Annotated in this window: 9 protein-coding genes; 5 read left to right on the top strand and 4 right to left on the bottom strand. The window is 76.2% G+C overall.

Translation table 11 applies throughout. From position 1 onward, the window contains the following. Positions 1 to 75: 75 nt before the first annotated feature. Positions 76 to 774: a DUF7019 family protein gene (locus tag AB852_RS12095; RefSeq protein WP_073786884.1), complete on the top strand. Its 699-nt coding sequence runs from the start codon at positions 76 to 78 to the stop codon at positions 772 to 774. A 147-nt stretch (positions 775 to 921) separates the two neighbouring features. Here the strand turns inward: AB852_RS12095 and AB852_RS12090 are convergent, their stop codons facing one another. Next, positions 922 to 2,172 (bottom strand): protein kinase domain-containing protein, encoded by a 1,251-nt coding sequence (locus AB852_RS12090; RefSeq protein ID WP_073786882.1) that lies wholly within the window; start codon positions 2,170 to 2,172, stop codon positions 922 to 924. Next, complete coding sequence (locus AB852_RS12085; RefSeq protein WP_073786880.1) at positions 2,169 to 5,702, bottom strand: protein kinase domain-containing protein; 3,534 nt, start codon at positions 5,700 to 5,702, stop codon at positions 2,169 to 2,171. The genes AB852_RS12090 and AB852_RS12085 overlap by 4 nt, the downstream gene beginning before the upstream one ends. A 257-nt stretch (positions 5,703 to 5,959) precedes the next feature. Here AB852_RS12085 and AB852_RS12080 point away from each other — a divergent pair, with 257 nt between their 5' ends. The 4 genes from AB852_RS12080 to AB852_RS12065 all read left to right on the top strand — a co-directional run bounded on the left by AB852_RS12080 (position 5,960) and on the right by AB852_RS12065 (position 12,032). Continuing rightward, the gene (locus AB852_RS12080; RefSeq protein ID WP_073786878.1) at positions 5,960 to 8,995 is read left to right on the top strand and encodes a sensor histidine kinase; all 3,036 of its coding nucleotides are present in this window, start codon (positions 5,960 to 5,962) and stop codon (positions 8,993 to 8,995) included. Further along, positions 8,959 to 9,636: a response regulator gene (locus tag AB852_RS12075; protein WP_073786876.1), complete on the top strand. Its 678-nt coding sequence runs from the start codon at positions 8,959 to 8,961 to the stop codon at positions 9,634 to 9,636. Before AB852_RS12080 ends, AB852_RS12075 begins: the two co-directional genes overlap by 37 nt. A gap of 329 nt (positions 9,637 to 9,965) precedes the next feature. Then, on the top strand, positions 9,966 to 11,207 hold the full coding sequence (locus tag AB852_RS12070) for an alpha/beta fold hydrolase (RefSeq protein ID WP_073786873.1): 1,242 nt from the start codon (positions 9,966 to 9,968) through the stop codon (positions 11,205 to 11,207). 54 nt (positions 11,208 to 11,261) lie between these two features. Beyond that, positions 11,262 to 12,032, top strand: a complete 771-nt coding sequence (locus AB852_RS12065; RefSeq protein ID WP_073786871.1) for an SMI1/KNR4 family protein — start codon at positions 11,262 to 11,264, stop codon at positions 12,030 to 12,032. 161 nt (positions 12,033 to 12,193) lie between these two features. On the opposite strand, the gene AB852_RS12060 is transcribed toward AB852_RS12065, so the two are convergent. Next, positions 12,194 to 13,360, bottom strand: coding sequence for a Gfo/Idh/MocA family protein (locus tag AB852_RS12060; protein WP_245876729.1), 1,167 nt, complete (start codon positions 13,358 to 13,360; stop codon positions 12,194 to 12,196). 285 nt (positions 13,361 to 13,645) lie between these two features. Beyond that, a complete protein-coding gene (locus AB852_RS12055; RefSeq protein WP_425444161.1) occupies positions 13,646 to 15,205 on the bottom strand; it encodes an amino acid permease in 1,560 nt (519 codons plus the stop codon). Positions 15,206 to 15,237: the final 32 nt, after the last annotated feature.

Raw genomic sequence — 15,237 nt, 5'->3', positions numbered from 1 at the left:
GCGCGCCGACGGCACCGCGACGGGGGCCGGGGCACCGACGGCACCGCGACCGGGGCCGCAGCACGGGAGGTCCACGTGTCGTTCCGCTACTACCTCTACATCAGCGACGCCAAGGTCGACATGCTGCTCTCGCAGACCGACCCGGGCTGGGCCCGCAAGCGGACCTCCGAGGTGGGCCTGGACCTCAAGGTCGTCACCGCCAGACGCAGCGTCGAGTCCGCCTCCGCCGACCGCGTCGCCCGCCTCGAACGGGTGGTCCGCTTCCTCCAGGACCACGGCGACATCGGCGATGTGGACGAACCCGGCCAGTACTTCGGGGGCCTGCTGCCGATGCAGTGGGGACTTGTCGGCGACGACGACACGGTGTACTTCGGCGGCCGCACCCGCCGCACGATCCTCGGCCTCGGCGGCTCCAGCGCCCATGTCCTCGGCGCCGCCACCCGGGCCGCCGCCGACGCGGGCGCCCCGCCGCCCCCCGCCCCGGACCGGCTCAGCGCCTCCCTGCTCCCGGTGCTCCTGCACCGCATCGCGACCCCGGCCGACGACGACTTCGTCCTGCGCCCCGCCGCCCCCGGCCCCCAGGACGCCCTCGCCGCCGCCGACACCGACGCGCTGGCCACCGTCGCCCAGGCCAGCTCCACGCTGCGCGGCCCCGCCCAGCACGTCGAGTTCCTCGCCAAGCGCCTCCTCAGCGGCCCCAGCCCCTACCCCGAACTGCACGGCGACCGGACGGTCCTGCTCGGCACCCCGCTGTACGTCGCCCTCGCGGACTGACAGCGGCAGACCGGACCCGCACTCGGCAGACCGGAACCGCACTCGGCAGACCGGAACGGCACACGCGGACCGGGTCGGCGCGGGGCGGCGGACGCGGCCCGGACCGGCGCCCAACGGCCGCACCGGCAGCCGCAGTTCCGGAGCCGGTCACCGCCCCGGCGCGGCCGCAACCAGCGCCCGCGCCAGGCCCGCCGCCGTGGTGACCCGGATCGCGGGCGTGTCCACCAGTGCCTCGTCCAGGACCTCCGCGAGCCCGGGCGGCACCGACCGGTCCCGCTCCCGTACCGGCACCACCGGGGCCCGCAGGCTCACCGCCACCGGATCACGGTCCGGCGGATAGTCGCGGGGCGTCGTCCCGGTCAGCAGCCAGTACAGACACGCGGCCGTCGCCCACACATCGACCTCGGGGCCCGCGTACTTGTAGTCGACGAGCTGCGCGCGGGCCGTGAACGGCAGCGTGCCGCCGAGCGCCCCCGACCGGGTGTGACCGGACAGCCCGGCGTGCTCGAACGCCTTCGCCAGCCCGAAGTCCGCGAGCTTCACCACCGTTCCGGGGCCGCCCGCTTCACCCACGAGCAGCACATTGGCCGGTTTCACGTCCCGGTGCACCAGCCCCCGGGCCGTCACCACCGCACCGTCGGCCTGCCGGGGCGCCGGGACCTCCGCCCGGTGCGCGTGGTCCAGCCCGGCGAGCATCCTCAGGGCCAGCGGCACGGCCCGCGCCGCAGACAGGGGCCGCCCGCCCCGTCTGCCGAGCAGATCCACCAGACTGCCGCCGGGACAGTACTCGCACGCGAACCAGAACGCGCTGCCCCGGTCGTGACCGCCCCGGAACGCCACGATGTTCGGATGCCGCAGCGCCCGCAGACTCCCGAACTCACGGCGGAACGCGAACCGCGCCGCACCGTCGACCTCCCCCGACGCCAGCACCCGCTTCAGGGCCACCAGCGCCCCGCTCGACCGGTCCCGGGCCAGATACACCACCCCCTGCGCCCCGCGCCCCAGCTCCCGCAGCAGCTCATACCCCGGCGGCGCCGCGGACAGCGCGTCGCCGTGCTCCGGCGCGACGGGCGGCGCGGCGGCCGGGGCCGCGCGCACCCCCACCCGCAGCACGACATCGCCCACCCGGATCTCGTCGCCGTCCACCAGGGGCCGCTCGGTGAGCCGGTCCAGCCGTACGCCGTTCACCTCCGTACCGAAGCTGCTCCCCAGGTCCGAGATCCGCAGCGGCGGGGGCGCGTTCTCGATCCGGCAGTGCCGCCGCGACACACCGCGGTGCCCCGCCCCGATCCGGATGCCGCACTCCGCGGCGCGGCCCACCACCACGCTGAACGGCTCCCCGTACACGTACTCCGCGGGCGGCGGGCCCGGCACGGTGAGGACGACCGTCACGCTCATGGGGAGACCGCCGGACCGAAGTCGTGGTCCCAGTCGAACTCCCAGAGCCGGATGGCGGGCCGGGCGTCGGTGGACAGCGCGTTGCGTCCGTCGGCGGTGAACAGCACGTCCATGATGCGCCTCGGATGGCCGTCCAGCACATGCGCGCAGCGCCCCGTGCGCACGTCCCACAGCCGCAGTGTGTGGTCGTACCCGGCGCTCAGCACATACCCGCCGTCCGGGCTGATATCGAACGCGACCGCCGAGTGCGGCAGTTCACGGATCGTCCGGCCCCGCACCGCGTCCCACACCACCAGACAGCCGACCCCGGACGTCACCCCGACCCGGCAGTCCGCGCTCATCGCCAGGGTGTCCCGGTACGACACCTCGACCGAGAACAGCCCGCGGCCGGTGGGCACCTCCCAGCAGGTCATCACGGGCTGGGCGTTGACGTACAGCCGTTCGCCGTCGGGGCTGAAGCGCATCCCGCGCGGCCCCACCGGCATCGTCCCGAGCGGGAACGAGAACAGCTCCTCGCCGGTCGCCGTCCGCCACACCCGCGCGATCCGGTCCTGATGGCCGGTCGACACCGCGTACCGGCCGTCCCGGCTCAGGGCGACCCGGGACACCGGCCCCGTATGGGCCGCCGTCACCCGCACCGCCGCGGCCGGCCGCAACCGCCACAGGACCAGTGCCCCGCCCTCGTCCCCGACCAGGGCGTACCGGCCGTCGGCGGACATCGCGACGCACTTCACCCGGCCGTGCTTGCCGAGCAGCGCGTCGCGCCGGACCCCGCCCTCCAGGTCCCAGACGAACGCGGTACCGGACCAGTCGGCGGTGACGGCCGTGGGCTCGTCGTCGGCGATCAGCACGGTGTGCGGTTTCCCGGCGCGGTCGGGGAACGCGAACATGCCCCGGCCGGACTGGAGTTCCCACACCCGCAGCGCTCCGTCGCCGCCCCCGGTGATCATCACATCGCCGTCCGACTCGACCGCGAGCGTCACCCGCGGGGTGAACGTCCAGGTGCCGCCCCGCATGTCGTACCGCCGCAGCACGGCGAGCACCCCGGTCCGCTCCCGGCCCCGGCCCAACGCGGCCCACGCGGCGCGCAGTTCCGGGTGCCGTTCGAAGCCCGGTAGGGACCGCGCCGTCCGGAGCAGACGTGCCGCGTCCGCCGTCCGGCCGTCCGCCACCCGCCGCTCGGCACCGTCCAGCAGCTCACGGAACTGGGACGCGGTGTCACCGAGATCGGCGGCCGACCGGGGGCGGGCGTAGCTCCACGCCGCACGGAACCCGGTCGGTGGCAGCCGGTGCACCCACAGACCGCCGTCCTGATCGGCCACCACCGCCGTGGAGGCGTCGCCGCTGACGGCCACCCGGCCGCTCGACACCATGCCCCCGGGAGTGCTCCCGCCGGACGGAAGGGCGAACGTCCGAAGACAGCGCCCGCTCCCGGTCTCCCAGACCCGTGCCGTGTGACCGCCCGTCCCGCCGGACACCGCGATCGTGCCGTCCGCGCTCAACGCGACGGCGACATGCGGGTCGATGGAGTCCGGCACCGTGTCGCGCACCCGGTCGTCATGGGCCGCCCAGATCCGGGCCTCGCTCCCGAAACGCCCGGTCAGCAGCGCGTACCCGCCGTCCGGGCTCAGCGCCACCCGGTCCAGGCCCGTCAAACGCAGGTCCGCCGACCGCTCCAGCCGGTGCCGCACCCGCCCGAGCGCGGTGTCCCACACGTACACCGACGTCAGCCCGCCCCGCTCCGCCACGGACACCACGACCGCGCCGTCCTGTCCGGCCGCGACATGGGTGACCGCGCACGGGTCCGGCGCCGTCCCGGCCGCCACCGTACGGGTCCCACCGTGCCGTCCCAGCTCCCGCACCGCCGGGCCCGCCCCCGGCTCCCACCGGCCCACCAGCCCCTGCTCGTCACCGAGGAAGCACACCCCCCGGGAGGTCACCGCCACCGCGGTGACCCGGGCCGGACGGTCCGTCAGCCGGTACCGCGGCGTCCCCGTCGCGAGATCCCACCACTCGACCGGCCCGTCCCGGCGTGCCACCACCCCGTACCGGCCGTCCGCGCTCACCGCGACCGACACGATCCGGCCGCCACGCGCCCCCGACAGCTCATGACGGCACCGCCCGCCCGGCAGGTCCCACACCCGGACGCAGCCCTCGGCACCACCGCTCAGCGCCACCGTCCCCGCACCGTCCACCGCGAGCGCCGACACCCCGCCCCGGTGGCCGCTCACCCGCAGCGGCGCCACGGCCGCCGGCCGCCGCGCCAACTCCCGCCGCCCGGCCTCGAACTCGGGCGTCCCGGGAGCGTCCGCCAGCAGCGCGCGGGCCTCGTCGTCCGCGCCGCGCTCCAGCTGCGCCAGGCCCAGCAGCGGGTCCCCGTCCCACCGGCCGCCCCGCACCGTCCGGGCCGCCCGCAGCGCCGACACCACCTCCGTGTCGCCGATCCGCCCCCGCCGCCAGCGGTACAGCGCCCAGTTGTGGACGGCCGACGGATGGTGCGGGTCGACACCGGCAGCCTCCCGCCACATCAGCTCCGCCTCCTCCTCGCGGCCCAGATCCAGCAGCGACAGCGCCCGGTTGGACAGCCCGTCCGCGAGCAGCCGCGTCCCGGCCGGACGGGCCCGCGGGTACGGTTCACCGACCGTGTCCGCGTGGATCGCGGCGACCTCGGCAGCGAGTCCGTCCAGGTCGTGCGGGCGGGCCGCCGGGTCGAGCGTGAAACACCGGCGCAGCAGGTCCACCAGCGCCCGGGGCATCGCGGCCACGCCCGACCCCCGCGACGCGGCCTCCACCAGCACCTCGAACACCTCCGGCGCGCTCTGCCCCAGCCGGCACGGCGGACCGCCCGTGAACATCTCCAGCACGCACAGCGCCCACGACCACACGTCCGTCGCCCGTGTCATCGCCAGCCGCGCCCCGGCCCGGGCCTCCGCCTGCTCCGGCGAGCAGTACGCGGGCGTCATCCCGCCGTACCCGGCGAACAGGCTCACCCCCGGCGGCGCGACAGCGCTCTCGCCCGCCGCCGCCCGCGCGTTCGCCAGCCCGAAGTCGGAGACCTTCGCGATCCCGTCCCCGGTCACCATCACATTGGCCGGTTTGATGTCCTGATGCACCACGCCGCCCCGGTGCGCGTGCGCGATCCCCCAGGCGATCTGCACCGCCAGATCCAGCAACCGGGCCGTCTCCCCGCCGCCTTGCGGACGGCGCCCCCGCACCCGCTCCGCGAGGTTCCCGCCGTCCACCCACTCCGCGAACACGCACGGCGAGCCGTCGATCCGCCGCACGTACACACAGTTCACGACATGCGGATGCGGGTCCAGCCCCGCCCAGGTGCCGGCCTCGGCGGCGAACGCGTCCCCGTCCGCCGGAACCCTCAGCAGCTCGGGACGGGGCACCTTCAGCGCCAGATCCGTCTGCCAGTCACGGTGCCGGACCCGGAACACCAGCCCCATGCCCCCGTTGTCGAGGACGTCCAGCACCTCGTACCGCCCCAGCACGATCTCACCGCGCCGCCAGTTCCCTACCGCCATGGCGACACATCCTGGACGCGGGCGGCACGATTGACAAAGCGGACGCGGGACGGTCGCCAGGGCGGACGCGGCACGATCGCCGTAAGTGGCATGGGACTTCGCGCGCTGGCTCCGCGCGCCCGTTAACCGGGGCGCCCGGCCGGACGGCGCCCGTACGCCCCGACCGGTACCGTGCCGGACGACGGAACACCAGGTCGGGGCGGTCCTGCGTCCGGACGCGGGGGAGGGGGCCGTATGAGCCCGGAGGAGAGGGCCCTATGACGCGGCGGCGCGTGGGCGAGAGGTTGACGCGGGCCGGAGCGGCGGCCGTTCCCGCGCTGACGCCCGCCGTCGTACAGATGTGCGTGACGGTCAGCGGTGGCCCCCCGGCGGGCCCGCCCGCCCTGGCGGCCACCGCGCTCGGCTGCGCGGCCCTCCTCGGCCGCCGCACCCGGCCGCTCGCCGCCCTCGCCGGGACGCTCGCGGCCGTCCTCGCCGCGGCCCTCGCCGCCGCCTTGGCCGGAGCACCCGCCGACACCGTAGGCCCGCCGGTCGCCGTGGCCCTCGCCCTGTACGCCCTCGCCGTCCACGGCACCGCCGGGACCGCCGTGTCCGGGGTGGCCGCCACGGCGCTGACCGCCGCCCTCGCCGCCGCGCTGACGGGAAGCCCGCCGCGGCACACCGCCGGGACGGCGGTCGTCGTCGCCGGATGCGGGGCGGTGCTCTGGGCGGCGGGCCGGTCCCGGCGCCGCCGCGCCGCCGACCGGGAAGCCGTCCGGGCGCACCGCGCCGCGTCCGGGGCGGCCCTACGGTACGAAGTCCTCGCCGAACGGGAGCGGTTCGCCGCCGAACTGCACGACGCCGCCGCCCACCGGCTGACCGGCGTCGTGGTGTCCTGCGCGGCGGCCCTGCGGCTCGACCGCCCCGACCTCACCCGGGACGCCCTGCGCCACGCCGCCGCCGCGGGCCGCGGCACCGTCGCCGAACTCGACCGGCTCACCGCGCCCGACACCCGCCCCGGCGGGATCACCCTCGCCGACATCGACACCCTCGCCGCCCGCCACGGCGCCGACCACACCCGCACCCTGGACACCGCCCCGCCCGCGACCGCGCACACCGCCCACCGCGTGGTCCGCGAAGCCCTCACCAACGCCCAGCGGTACGCGTCCGGCGCCCCGGTACGGGTGGCGGTCACGGCACGGGACACCGGCCGCCTCCTCGTCGTGACCGTCACGGACGGCGGCGGTGAGCGGTCCGCCCCCGGCCTCGGCGGCGGACTCGGCATCCCGGGGCTGCGGTCCGCCGTCGGCGCCGCCGGAGGCACCCTCACCGCCGGACCCTCGGGCCCCGGCTGGACCGTACGCGCCGAACTCCCGCTCACCGCCCCGCTGCCCACCCGCCGCTGGCCCGCCTGGCCCGGCCCCGCCGCCCGCGACTGGGCCCTCGTCGGCCTCGCGACCGCCCTGTCCCTCGGGGTCGCCCTCCTCGCCACCGGTGCGCCGGACTCCTTCGACGGTCCCGCGTCCGCGTCGGCCTTCGTCGCCCTGTCGGCGCTGCACGCCGCACCGCTCGCCGTGCGGCGCAGGGCACCGGAACGGGGCCTGGCCGCCGTCCTGCTGGCCCTGCTCCTCTGGCTCGGCTGCGACCTCGCCGACTGGGGCGGACCGCCCGCCGGTGACGTCCTGCTCGTCCACTGGTGGGTCGAACTCGCCTTCGTCCGCTCGGCGGGGGAGCGGCTGGACCGGGGACGCGGCCTCGCGGCCGTCACCGCGGTCGCCGCCGTCGGCGGCCTCGCCCTCGCCCGCGGTACGGGGATCAGCGGTGACCGTGTGGCGGCCTGGGCCGTGCTGTCCGCGCTGCTCGCCGTCCCCGCGCTGCTCGTCTGGGCCGCAGGCCGCCGGGCGGCCCGGCGCCGCGCAGTCCGCCGCGCCGACGCCGACCGGCGACGGGAGCTGCGGGCGCGGGAAACCGGCGCGGCCGTCCGCGCACAGCGCGAACGGTTCGCCGCCGGGCTGCGGGACACCGCCCGGCGGCACGCCCACGCGGTCGCGGAGGCGGCGGACGCCGGGGACCTCGCAGCCGCCCGAAGCGAGGCCCGCGCCGCGCTGACGGCCCTGCGGGACCTGCTCGTGGAACTCCGGGCGGGGGCGGTGGCCGGGCCGGTACCGGGTCCGGTGGGCAGGCGGATGTCCGGGCCGGGTCCGGGGTCGGCGGCGGTGTCCGGGCAGGTGTCGGTGTCGGGGGCGGCGGCCGGATGGATGGCCGGGCCGGTGCCGGGGGCGGTGCTCGGGGGGCTGTCCGGGCCGGTGTCTGGCCCGGCGCCCGGGGGACTGCCTGAGCCGGTGTCCGGGCCGAGGTCCGGGGGGTCACCGGGAGCGGCGTTCACGGGGTGGCTTCCGGCACCGCTCGGGGAGCCGGTCGAGCCGCCTGCCGCGCCGCCGGACGGGCCGTCATCCGCGAGTCCGTCCGGGTCAGCGGCTGTGCCGACGCGGGTGCCCTCGTGCCCCGCACCACCACGTCCTGCGCCCACGCACTCCGAACGCCCGCACTCCGAACGCCCGCACTCCGAACGCCCGCACTCCGAACGCTCGCACCCCGAGTCCCCGCATCCCGCACCCCCGTTCACCGCCCCCTCGTCGCCCGTCCCCCGGCCCGCGCCGGTGCCACCGAACCGAGTGCCCGACGGCCCCGGCAGCGTGCACGGCCCCGGATGCGTGCACGGCCTCGGCAGCGCGTACGGCCCCGGGATCGCGGACCGTCCCGGCAACAGGTACGACCCCGGGGCCGCGGAAGGTCCCGGCAGCACGGACCGCCCCAGGGTCGCGGACGGCCCCGGGGTCGCGGACGGCCCCGGGTGTGCGGGCGGCTCAGGGACCACGGACCGCCCCGGCAGCACGCACGGCCTCGACCACGTGAACCGTCCCGGCGGCACGGAACGTCCCGCGAGCACGTACGGCCCCGGAGGCACGAACCGTCCCGCGAGCGACGACACCCCGCCGCCCACGCTCGCCGGGATGGCCGCCCTCGCCGTCCGGTACGGGGTCACCCTCCGCCACCACGGACCCCGCCGACCCCTGCCCGTCGCCGTCGAGGTCGCCGCCTACCGGTGTGCCGCGATGCTGATGACCGGCGGGACGACCCTCACCCTCCGCTGTCTCGACAACGGTCTCGAACTGCACGCCCCCGCCCCGCCGCGTCGCACGGTGCGCGGACTGCGAACGGCCGCCGACCGCGCGGGCGGTACGCTCTGGGCGGCCGGCGACGGGTCGGTCCGGGTATGGCTGCCGGAGGTGTTCCCATCCCGATCCGAGTGATCGTCGCCGACGACCAGGCCGTCGTGCGCGCCGGGATCGCCGCGGTCCTCGACGCGGAACCGGGGCTCACCGTCGTCGGTGAGGCGGCGGACGGTGACGGCGCGGTGGACCTCACGCTGCGGCTGCGCCCCGATGTCGTCCTGATGGACGTCCGGATGCCCGGCCTGGACGGACTCGCCGCGACCGCCCGGCTCACCCGGCGGGCGCCCGCCAGCCGGGTCCTCGTCCTCACCACCTTCGACCTGGACGAATACGTGTACGCGGCGCTGCGCGCGGGCGCCGCCGGGTTCCTCCTCAAGGACGCGGAACCGGAACGGGTCGCCGACGCGATCCGGGTCATCGCGGGCGGAGCCGCCCTGCTCGACCCGGCTGTCACCCGCCGCCTCATCGACCGGTTCGCCGTCACCTCGGAACCCGCCGACCCCACGCTCCTCGGCCGGCTCACCCCGCGTGAGACGGATGTCCTGCGGCAGCTCGCACGTGGACTGTCCAACGCGGACATCGCCGGGCAGCTCGGCATCAGCCCCGCCACCGTCAAGGACCATGTCGGCGTGATCCTCGGCAAGTTGTCCGTCGCCAACCGGGTCCAGGCGACGATCGCGGCGTACGAGACGGGGCTGATCCGCCCGGGAGTGCGCTGACCTGCGGCTCCCTGCCCTGCGGGCCCACCTGTTCCGGCGCGGGGGCTGACGCTGCTCGCGACCTTGGGGCACCCCTGGACGTACTTGTCCGCGTGCGGGTCGCGCGCGGGTGCGTGGTTCCAGGTGCCGCTGGGCCGTCGCACGTGGCCATCGGGTTCCCGTGCCGCTCGGCCGTCGCACGTGGCTGTCGGGTTCCCCGTGCCGCATGGGCGAGGTCCACCCCCGCCGCGCGGCGGGGGCCCCGCCGCCCCGGGGGCGGACATCCGGGGCCCGGGGAATCGTCCCCTCGTCCGACGGTCGCGCGCCGTTCCGTTCCTAGCCTCGAACGTATGGCAACCACCCTTCCCCGCAGGCTCTTCGGCGCCTTCCTGCTGGCCGCCGCGCTCGCGCTGGCCCCCGCCGTCGCCGTCGCCGCGTTCCTCGCGCTCGCCCTGGTCAGCGCGTGGATACCGCTGCTCGCGGGCGCGGCCCTCCTCACCGCCCTCGCCGTCGGATCGCTGCTCGGCCGGGCGGCGTTCACGCTGTTCGGGGTGACCGCGCGGCGCCGTCGCGCCACCGCGCTGTTCGCGGCCGGCCTCACCACGTCCGTGGCGGTCCTCGGGTCCGTCACGGTGTTCCGGCCCATGCCCGCGCCTGACGCGGGACCCGTCCCGCAGGGCGTCCAGTACTGGCGGACCCCGGCCGGGGACCGGCTCGCGTACGTCCACCAGCCCGCCGCGGGCACCCCCCGCCCCACGCCGGTGATCTTCCTGCACGGCGGGCCGGGCACCCCCGGTGAGGGCGTTCCCCGCGCCGGACGGGCCCTCGCGGCGGCCGGGTTCGACGTGTACGCCTACGACCAGACCGGCTCCGGACGCTCCACCCGGCTCCGCGACGTACGCGACTACACGGTCGCCCGGCACGTCGCCGACCTCGAAACGGTGCGCCGGGCGATCGGCGCGGAACGGGTGATCCTCGTGGGCCAGTCCTGGGGCGCCTCGCTGGCCGCCCAGTACCTCGCCGCGCACGGGAACCGGGTGGCCCGTGCCGTGTTCACCTCCCCGGGCGCGCTGTGGGGCCGCACCCGGCCCGGCAGCGAGGCGGGTGACCCCTGGAAGCGGCTCACCCCCGCGCAGCGCGAACGCCGCGAGGAACTGGCCGGTGAACCGCGCATCCTGGCGGCGAGCCTGCTGCTGCGCGTCAACCCCCGGGCCGCGCACGCCCTCGTCGGTGACCGCGAGGCCGACCACTGGATGCGGGAGACGGCCCTGACCGGCAAGGACGGCGGTTCCTGCCCCGGCGCCGCCCCCGCACCCGCGCACCACAACCCGCTCGGCTTCTACGCCAACCAGCTGACCTCCACCGACTTCGAGGAGATCCCCGACCCCCGGTCCGCGCTCCGCACCGCGCACGTACCGGCCCTGGTGCTGCGCGGCGACTGCGACTATCTGGCGCCGGAGGTGGCCCGTGAGTACGTGACGACCCTGCCGGACACCCGGTTCGTGGCCGTCGAGGGCGCGGGACACGCCCTCCCGAGGGACCGGCCCGCACGGTACCGGTCGCTGCTCCTGGACTTCGTCACCCGAGGCTGAGACCTCCGCACCCGTGGCCGAAGGCCTTCGCCGGGGGCGTGCCACACTTCCCCGATGACACCCGACCCCCTGCTGCTGCGAGCGCTGATCGACGCGTCGCCGCTGATCGACGGCCTCCCGGGCGGCGTTCCGGGGGAGTGGATCGCGGCGGCGGAGGCAACCGTGGGCCCGCTGCCCGCCTCGTACCGGTGGTGGCTGAGCACGTACCGGGCGGGCCGGGTCGGGGTGGGCGTCCTCGCGGATGTCGCGCCGCCCCCGCACCACGACGACACCGCGGAGGACATCACCGCCGGGTGGCGGCGCGCGGACCAGGACCGGTTGTGGTTCTGCGCGGAGTCCGACGGCGGCGGGGACCGGTACGGCTTCGCGCTGGACCGGCCGCGCGGCGCGGAGTACCAGATCGTGCGGCGTGATCCGTGGACGGGCGAGGAGGAGCCGTTCGCGAACACCTTCGCGGGATTCCTCACGGTCTCCGCCGCACGGGAGTCGGGGTTCCGCGACGGTCCCGTACCCGACCTCGCCCGGCTCTGGCGGAGCGTACCGGGCGTCCGCCTCGACAACGGCACCACCGTGTACGGCCCGCACCTCCTGACCGCGCGCAACACGGCCCACCGCGTCCGGGACCGCGCCCCGCACTGGACTCTCGTCGGGGACGACGGCGCCGGTCACGGCTATCTCACCCGGCACCACGGACGGGACCGGACATCCGTGTACCGCGCGGACCTCGGAGCGCTCGACGGCGATGTCGCGGCCACCGGTGAACGGGTCACCGGGGACCTGGTGGCGTGGCTTTCGGGGCTGTCGGAGTTGTCGGACCCGGCGTAGCTGTGGGGCCGGTCGGGCCTGGCGCAGCTCTCGGACCTGGTGGCGCCGTCGGAACCGGCGTAGCCGACGGGACCGCCGTCCACCGCACGCCGGAGCCTGGGACACCCTTCCCGGGCCTCGCACCCGGTCGGCGGATCGGCCGGGTACCCGCGACGGTCCGTCTACCCGAGCGGTCCGGACAGTTCCACCGGCTTCCCGGTCCGCGCCGACTCCGCCGCGGCCGTCGCGATCCGCACCGCGGCCACTCCGTCCCACGCGCTCACCCCGGGCGGCGGACCACCCGCGACGGCCGCCGCGAACTCCCGCAACTGCGTCAGATACGGACTCTCCGGCAACGCGCCCCCGGGAGCCTCCACATCGGAACCGCCCGCCGGTGCCTCCACGTCCCGATCGCCCGCCGGTGCCCCTGCGGCGCCTGCCGCCGTCACGCCCCCGGGCGCGGAGCCCGTACGCCCGGCGCGCGCGCCGCCCGGACGCCCCACCGTGTTCGCTGCCCCTGCGGCACCCGCCGTCGAATCGTGCTCCAGCACCCCGTCCGGACCGCTCACCCGGAACGTCGTACGGAAGGGCAGACCGGGCCGTCCCCATACCCCCAGCAGACGGCTGACCGCTCCCGAGGCGTGGGTGAGCAGGGCCGTGCCGGACGCCGTCGGGTGCCCGGGGCGGTCCGGGCCGTCCCCGTCGGTGAACCGGCCGACGCGGACCCGCGCGTGGACGCGGACCACCTCGCCCGCCAGCAGCCGGGCGAAGTCCATGTCATGGATCATCTGGTCGACCAGGATGCCCCCGGACAGCGCCGGGTCCGCGAACCACGGCGCCCACACCGGGTACGCCCCGGCCCGGGTGAACCGCAGCGCCGACGGAGTCCCGATCCGTCCCGCGGCGACCGCCCGGGCCGCCGCCGCGTACGCCGGGAAGTACCGCACGACATGCGCCGGGAACAGCGGCACCCCCGCCGCCTCGGCGGTCCGCGCGACCAGAGCGGCGTCCTCGGTGGTCAGCGCCAGTGGCTTCTCGCACACCACCGGACGGCCCGCCGCGATCGCGGCGAGCGCCAGTTCCCGGTGGCTCGGTGTCGGGGTGCAGATGTCGACGACGTCGCAGCCGCCGAGCAGTTCGCCGAGGTCCCGGGCCACGGTGACACCCCGGTCCCGGTACGGGCGCGCCAGCTCCGCCGCCCGGCCGCTCGCGGACAGTACGGTGACCCGCGCGCCCAGCGCGAGCCAGGCGGGCAGATGCGCGCGCGCCATGGCGCCCGCGCCGAGCAGCCCCACGACGAGGTCGCGCGGCCCGGTGGGCCCCGCTGTCCCGCTCACCGGCTCTGTCACTGCGCTGCGCCCCTTCGTTCGGCATCATTCGGCGGCCTGTGCGGCCTGTGCGGCCTGTGCGGCCTGTGCGGCGCGTTCCGGTTCGTGCGGTGCGCTCCCGGCAGTCCGGGCGGCCCCGGCCCCCGGCAGGTCCCGTGGAGCCGTCCCACCCTTCGTACCCGTCGCACCCGACCGACCAGGACTCTCGCACATCCGGCCGCCGCTGAGAACCCGCCGGTCAGGTCGCCGCGCGGCCCGGTCGGCTGCCGGTGGCAGCCGACCGGTCAGCTGTCGGTCGAAAGCCGGTTACCGGTCCGCCGTACCGGGTACCGCGTCCTCGGGCGGTACCGCCCGCACCTCGTCGGCCGGGGGCGGCTCCGGTGTCCCGTACGAGTCGCGTGCCACGTACCACCAGACGGTCGCCAGCAGCAGGACCGTCAGCAGCGCCACCGACGCGTAGTTCATCGTCCCGACGGTGACCGGTGACGACTGCGGCAGCAGGAACAGCACCGTCACCACCGCCACCCACCCCACCGCGACCCATCCGACCGGACGGCTCCAGCGTCCCAGGTGCCACGGGCCGCGCCGGAACCGGTCGCCCGCGCGCAGTCGCAGATACACCGGGATCGCGTACGCCGGGGTGATCCCGATGACGTTGATCGCCGTCACCGCGCCGTACGCCGTCGCCGAGTACAGCGACGGCAGCGCGAGGAGACCCGCGACCCCCACCGACAGCCATACCGCCGGGACCGGGGTGCGCGTACGGGTACTGACCCGGCGCCAGAGCGCGGAACCCGGCAGGGCGTTGTCCCTGCTGAACGCGAACACCATCCGGCTGGCGGCGGCCACCTCGGCGTTGCCGCAGAACAACTGCGCCCCGATCACCACCAGGAGCAGCGCGCTCGCCCCGCCGGTCCCGAGCGCGTCGAGGAAGATCTGCGCGGGCGGCACACCCGTCGCGCTGTCCTGGGTGCCGCTGTAGTCCTGGATGGCGAAGGTGAGTCCGGTGAGCAGCGCGAACCCGGCGATCCACGACACCCAGATCGCCCGCACGATCCCCTTCGCCGCCGCGACCGAGGCGCGGGAGGTCTCCTCCGACAGATGCGCGGAGGCGTCGTACCCGGAGAACGTGTACTGGGCGAGCAGCAGCCCGACCGCCGCCACATAGAACGGATTGGCCCAGCCGGTGTCGTTGACGAACTCGGTGAACACGAACGACGGCGACTGGTGCTGGTCCGGCACGATCCACAGCGCGCCGACGATCAGGGCGACGCCCGCGAGGTGCCACCACACGCTGATCGTGTTGAGGACGCTCACCAGCCGGACGCCGAACAGGTTCAGGGTGGCGTGCAGCAGCAGGATCGCGACGAAGATCAGCATGGTCGAACCGGGGGTCGGCTCGAAGCCGAAGCGGAGGTTCAGGAATGCGCCCGTGAACAGGGCGGCGCCGTAGTCGATGCCCGCGATCGCCCCGAGCAGCCCCAGCAGGTTCAGCCAGCCCGTGTACCAGCCCCAGCGTCTGCCGCCGAGCTTGTCGGCCATGAAGTACAGCGCGCCCGAGGTGGGATACGCGCTGGTGACCTCCGCGAGCGCCATCCCCACGCACAGTACGAAGAACCCGACGCCCACCCACCCCCAGATCATCACGGCGGGTCCGCCCGTACCCATCCCGAAGCCGTACAGGGTCATACAGCCGGACAGCACGGAGATCACGGAGAAGCTGATCGCGAAGTTGCCGAAGCCGCCCATCCGGCGGGCGAGTTCGGGCCGGTAGCCCAGCTCCCGCAGCCGTTGTTCCTCGTCGAGCGGCGGCGCTTCCTTCCGGTCCGCCCGGGGTGCGGGGACCGGGCGACGGTCATGGGACACGCGGGACCTCCGTGGGGTACGGGGGCGGACGC

The organism is Streptomyces uncialis, assembly GCF_001905345.1.
Lineage (GTDB): Bacteria > Actinomycetota > Actinomycetes > Streptomycetales > Streptomycetaceae > Streptomyces > Streptomyces uncialis.
Note: the sequence above shows the minus strand (reverse complement) of the source record. Positions and strands in the feature narration are given on the sequence as shown.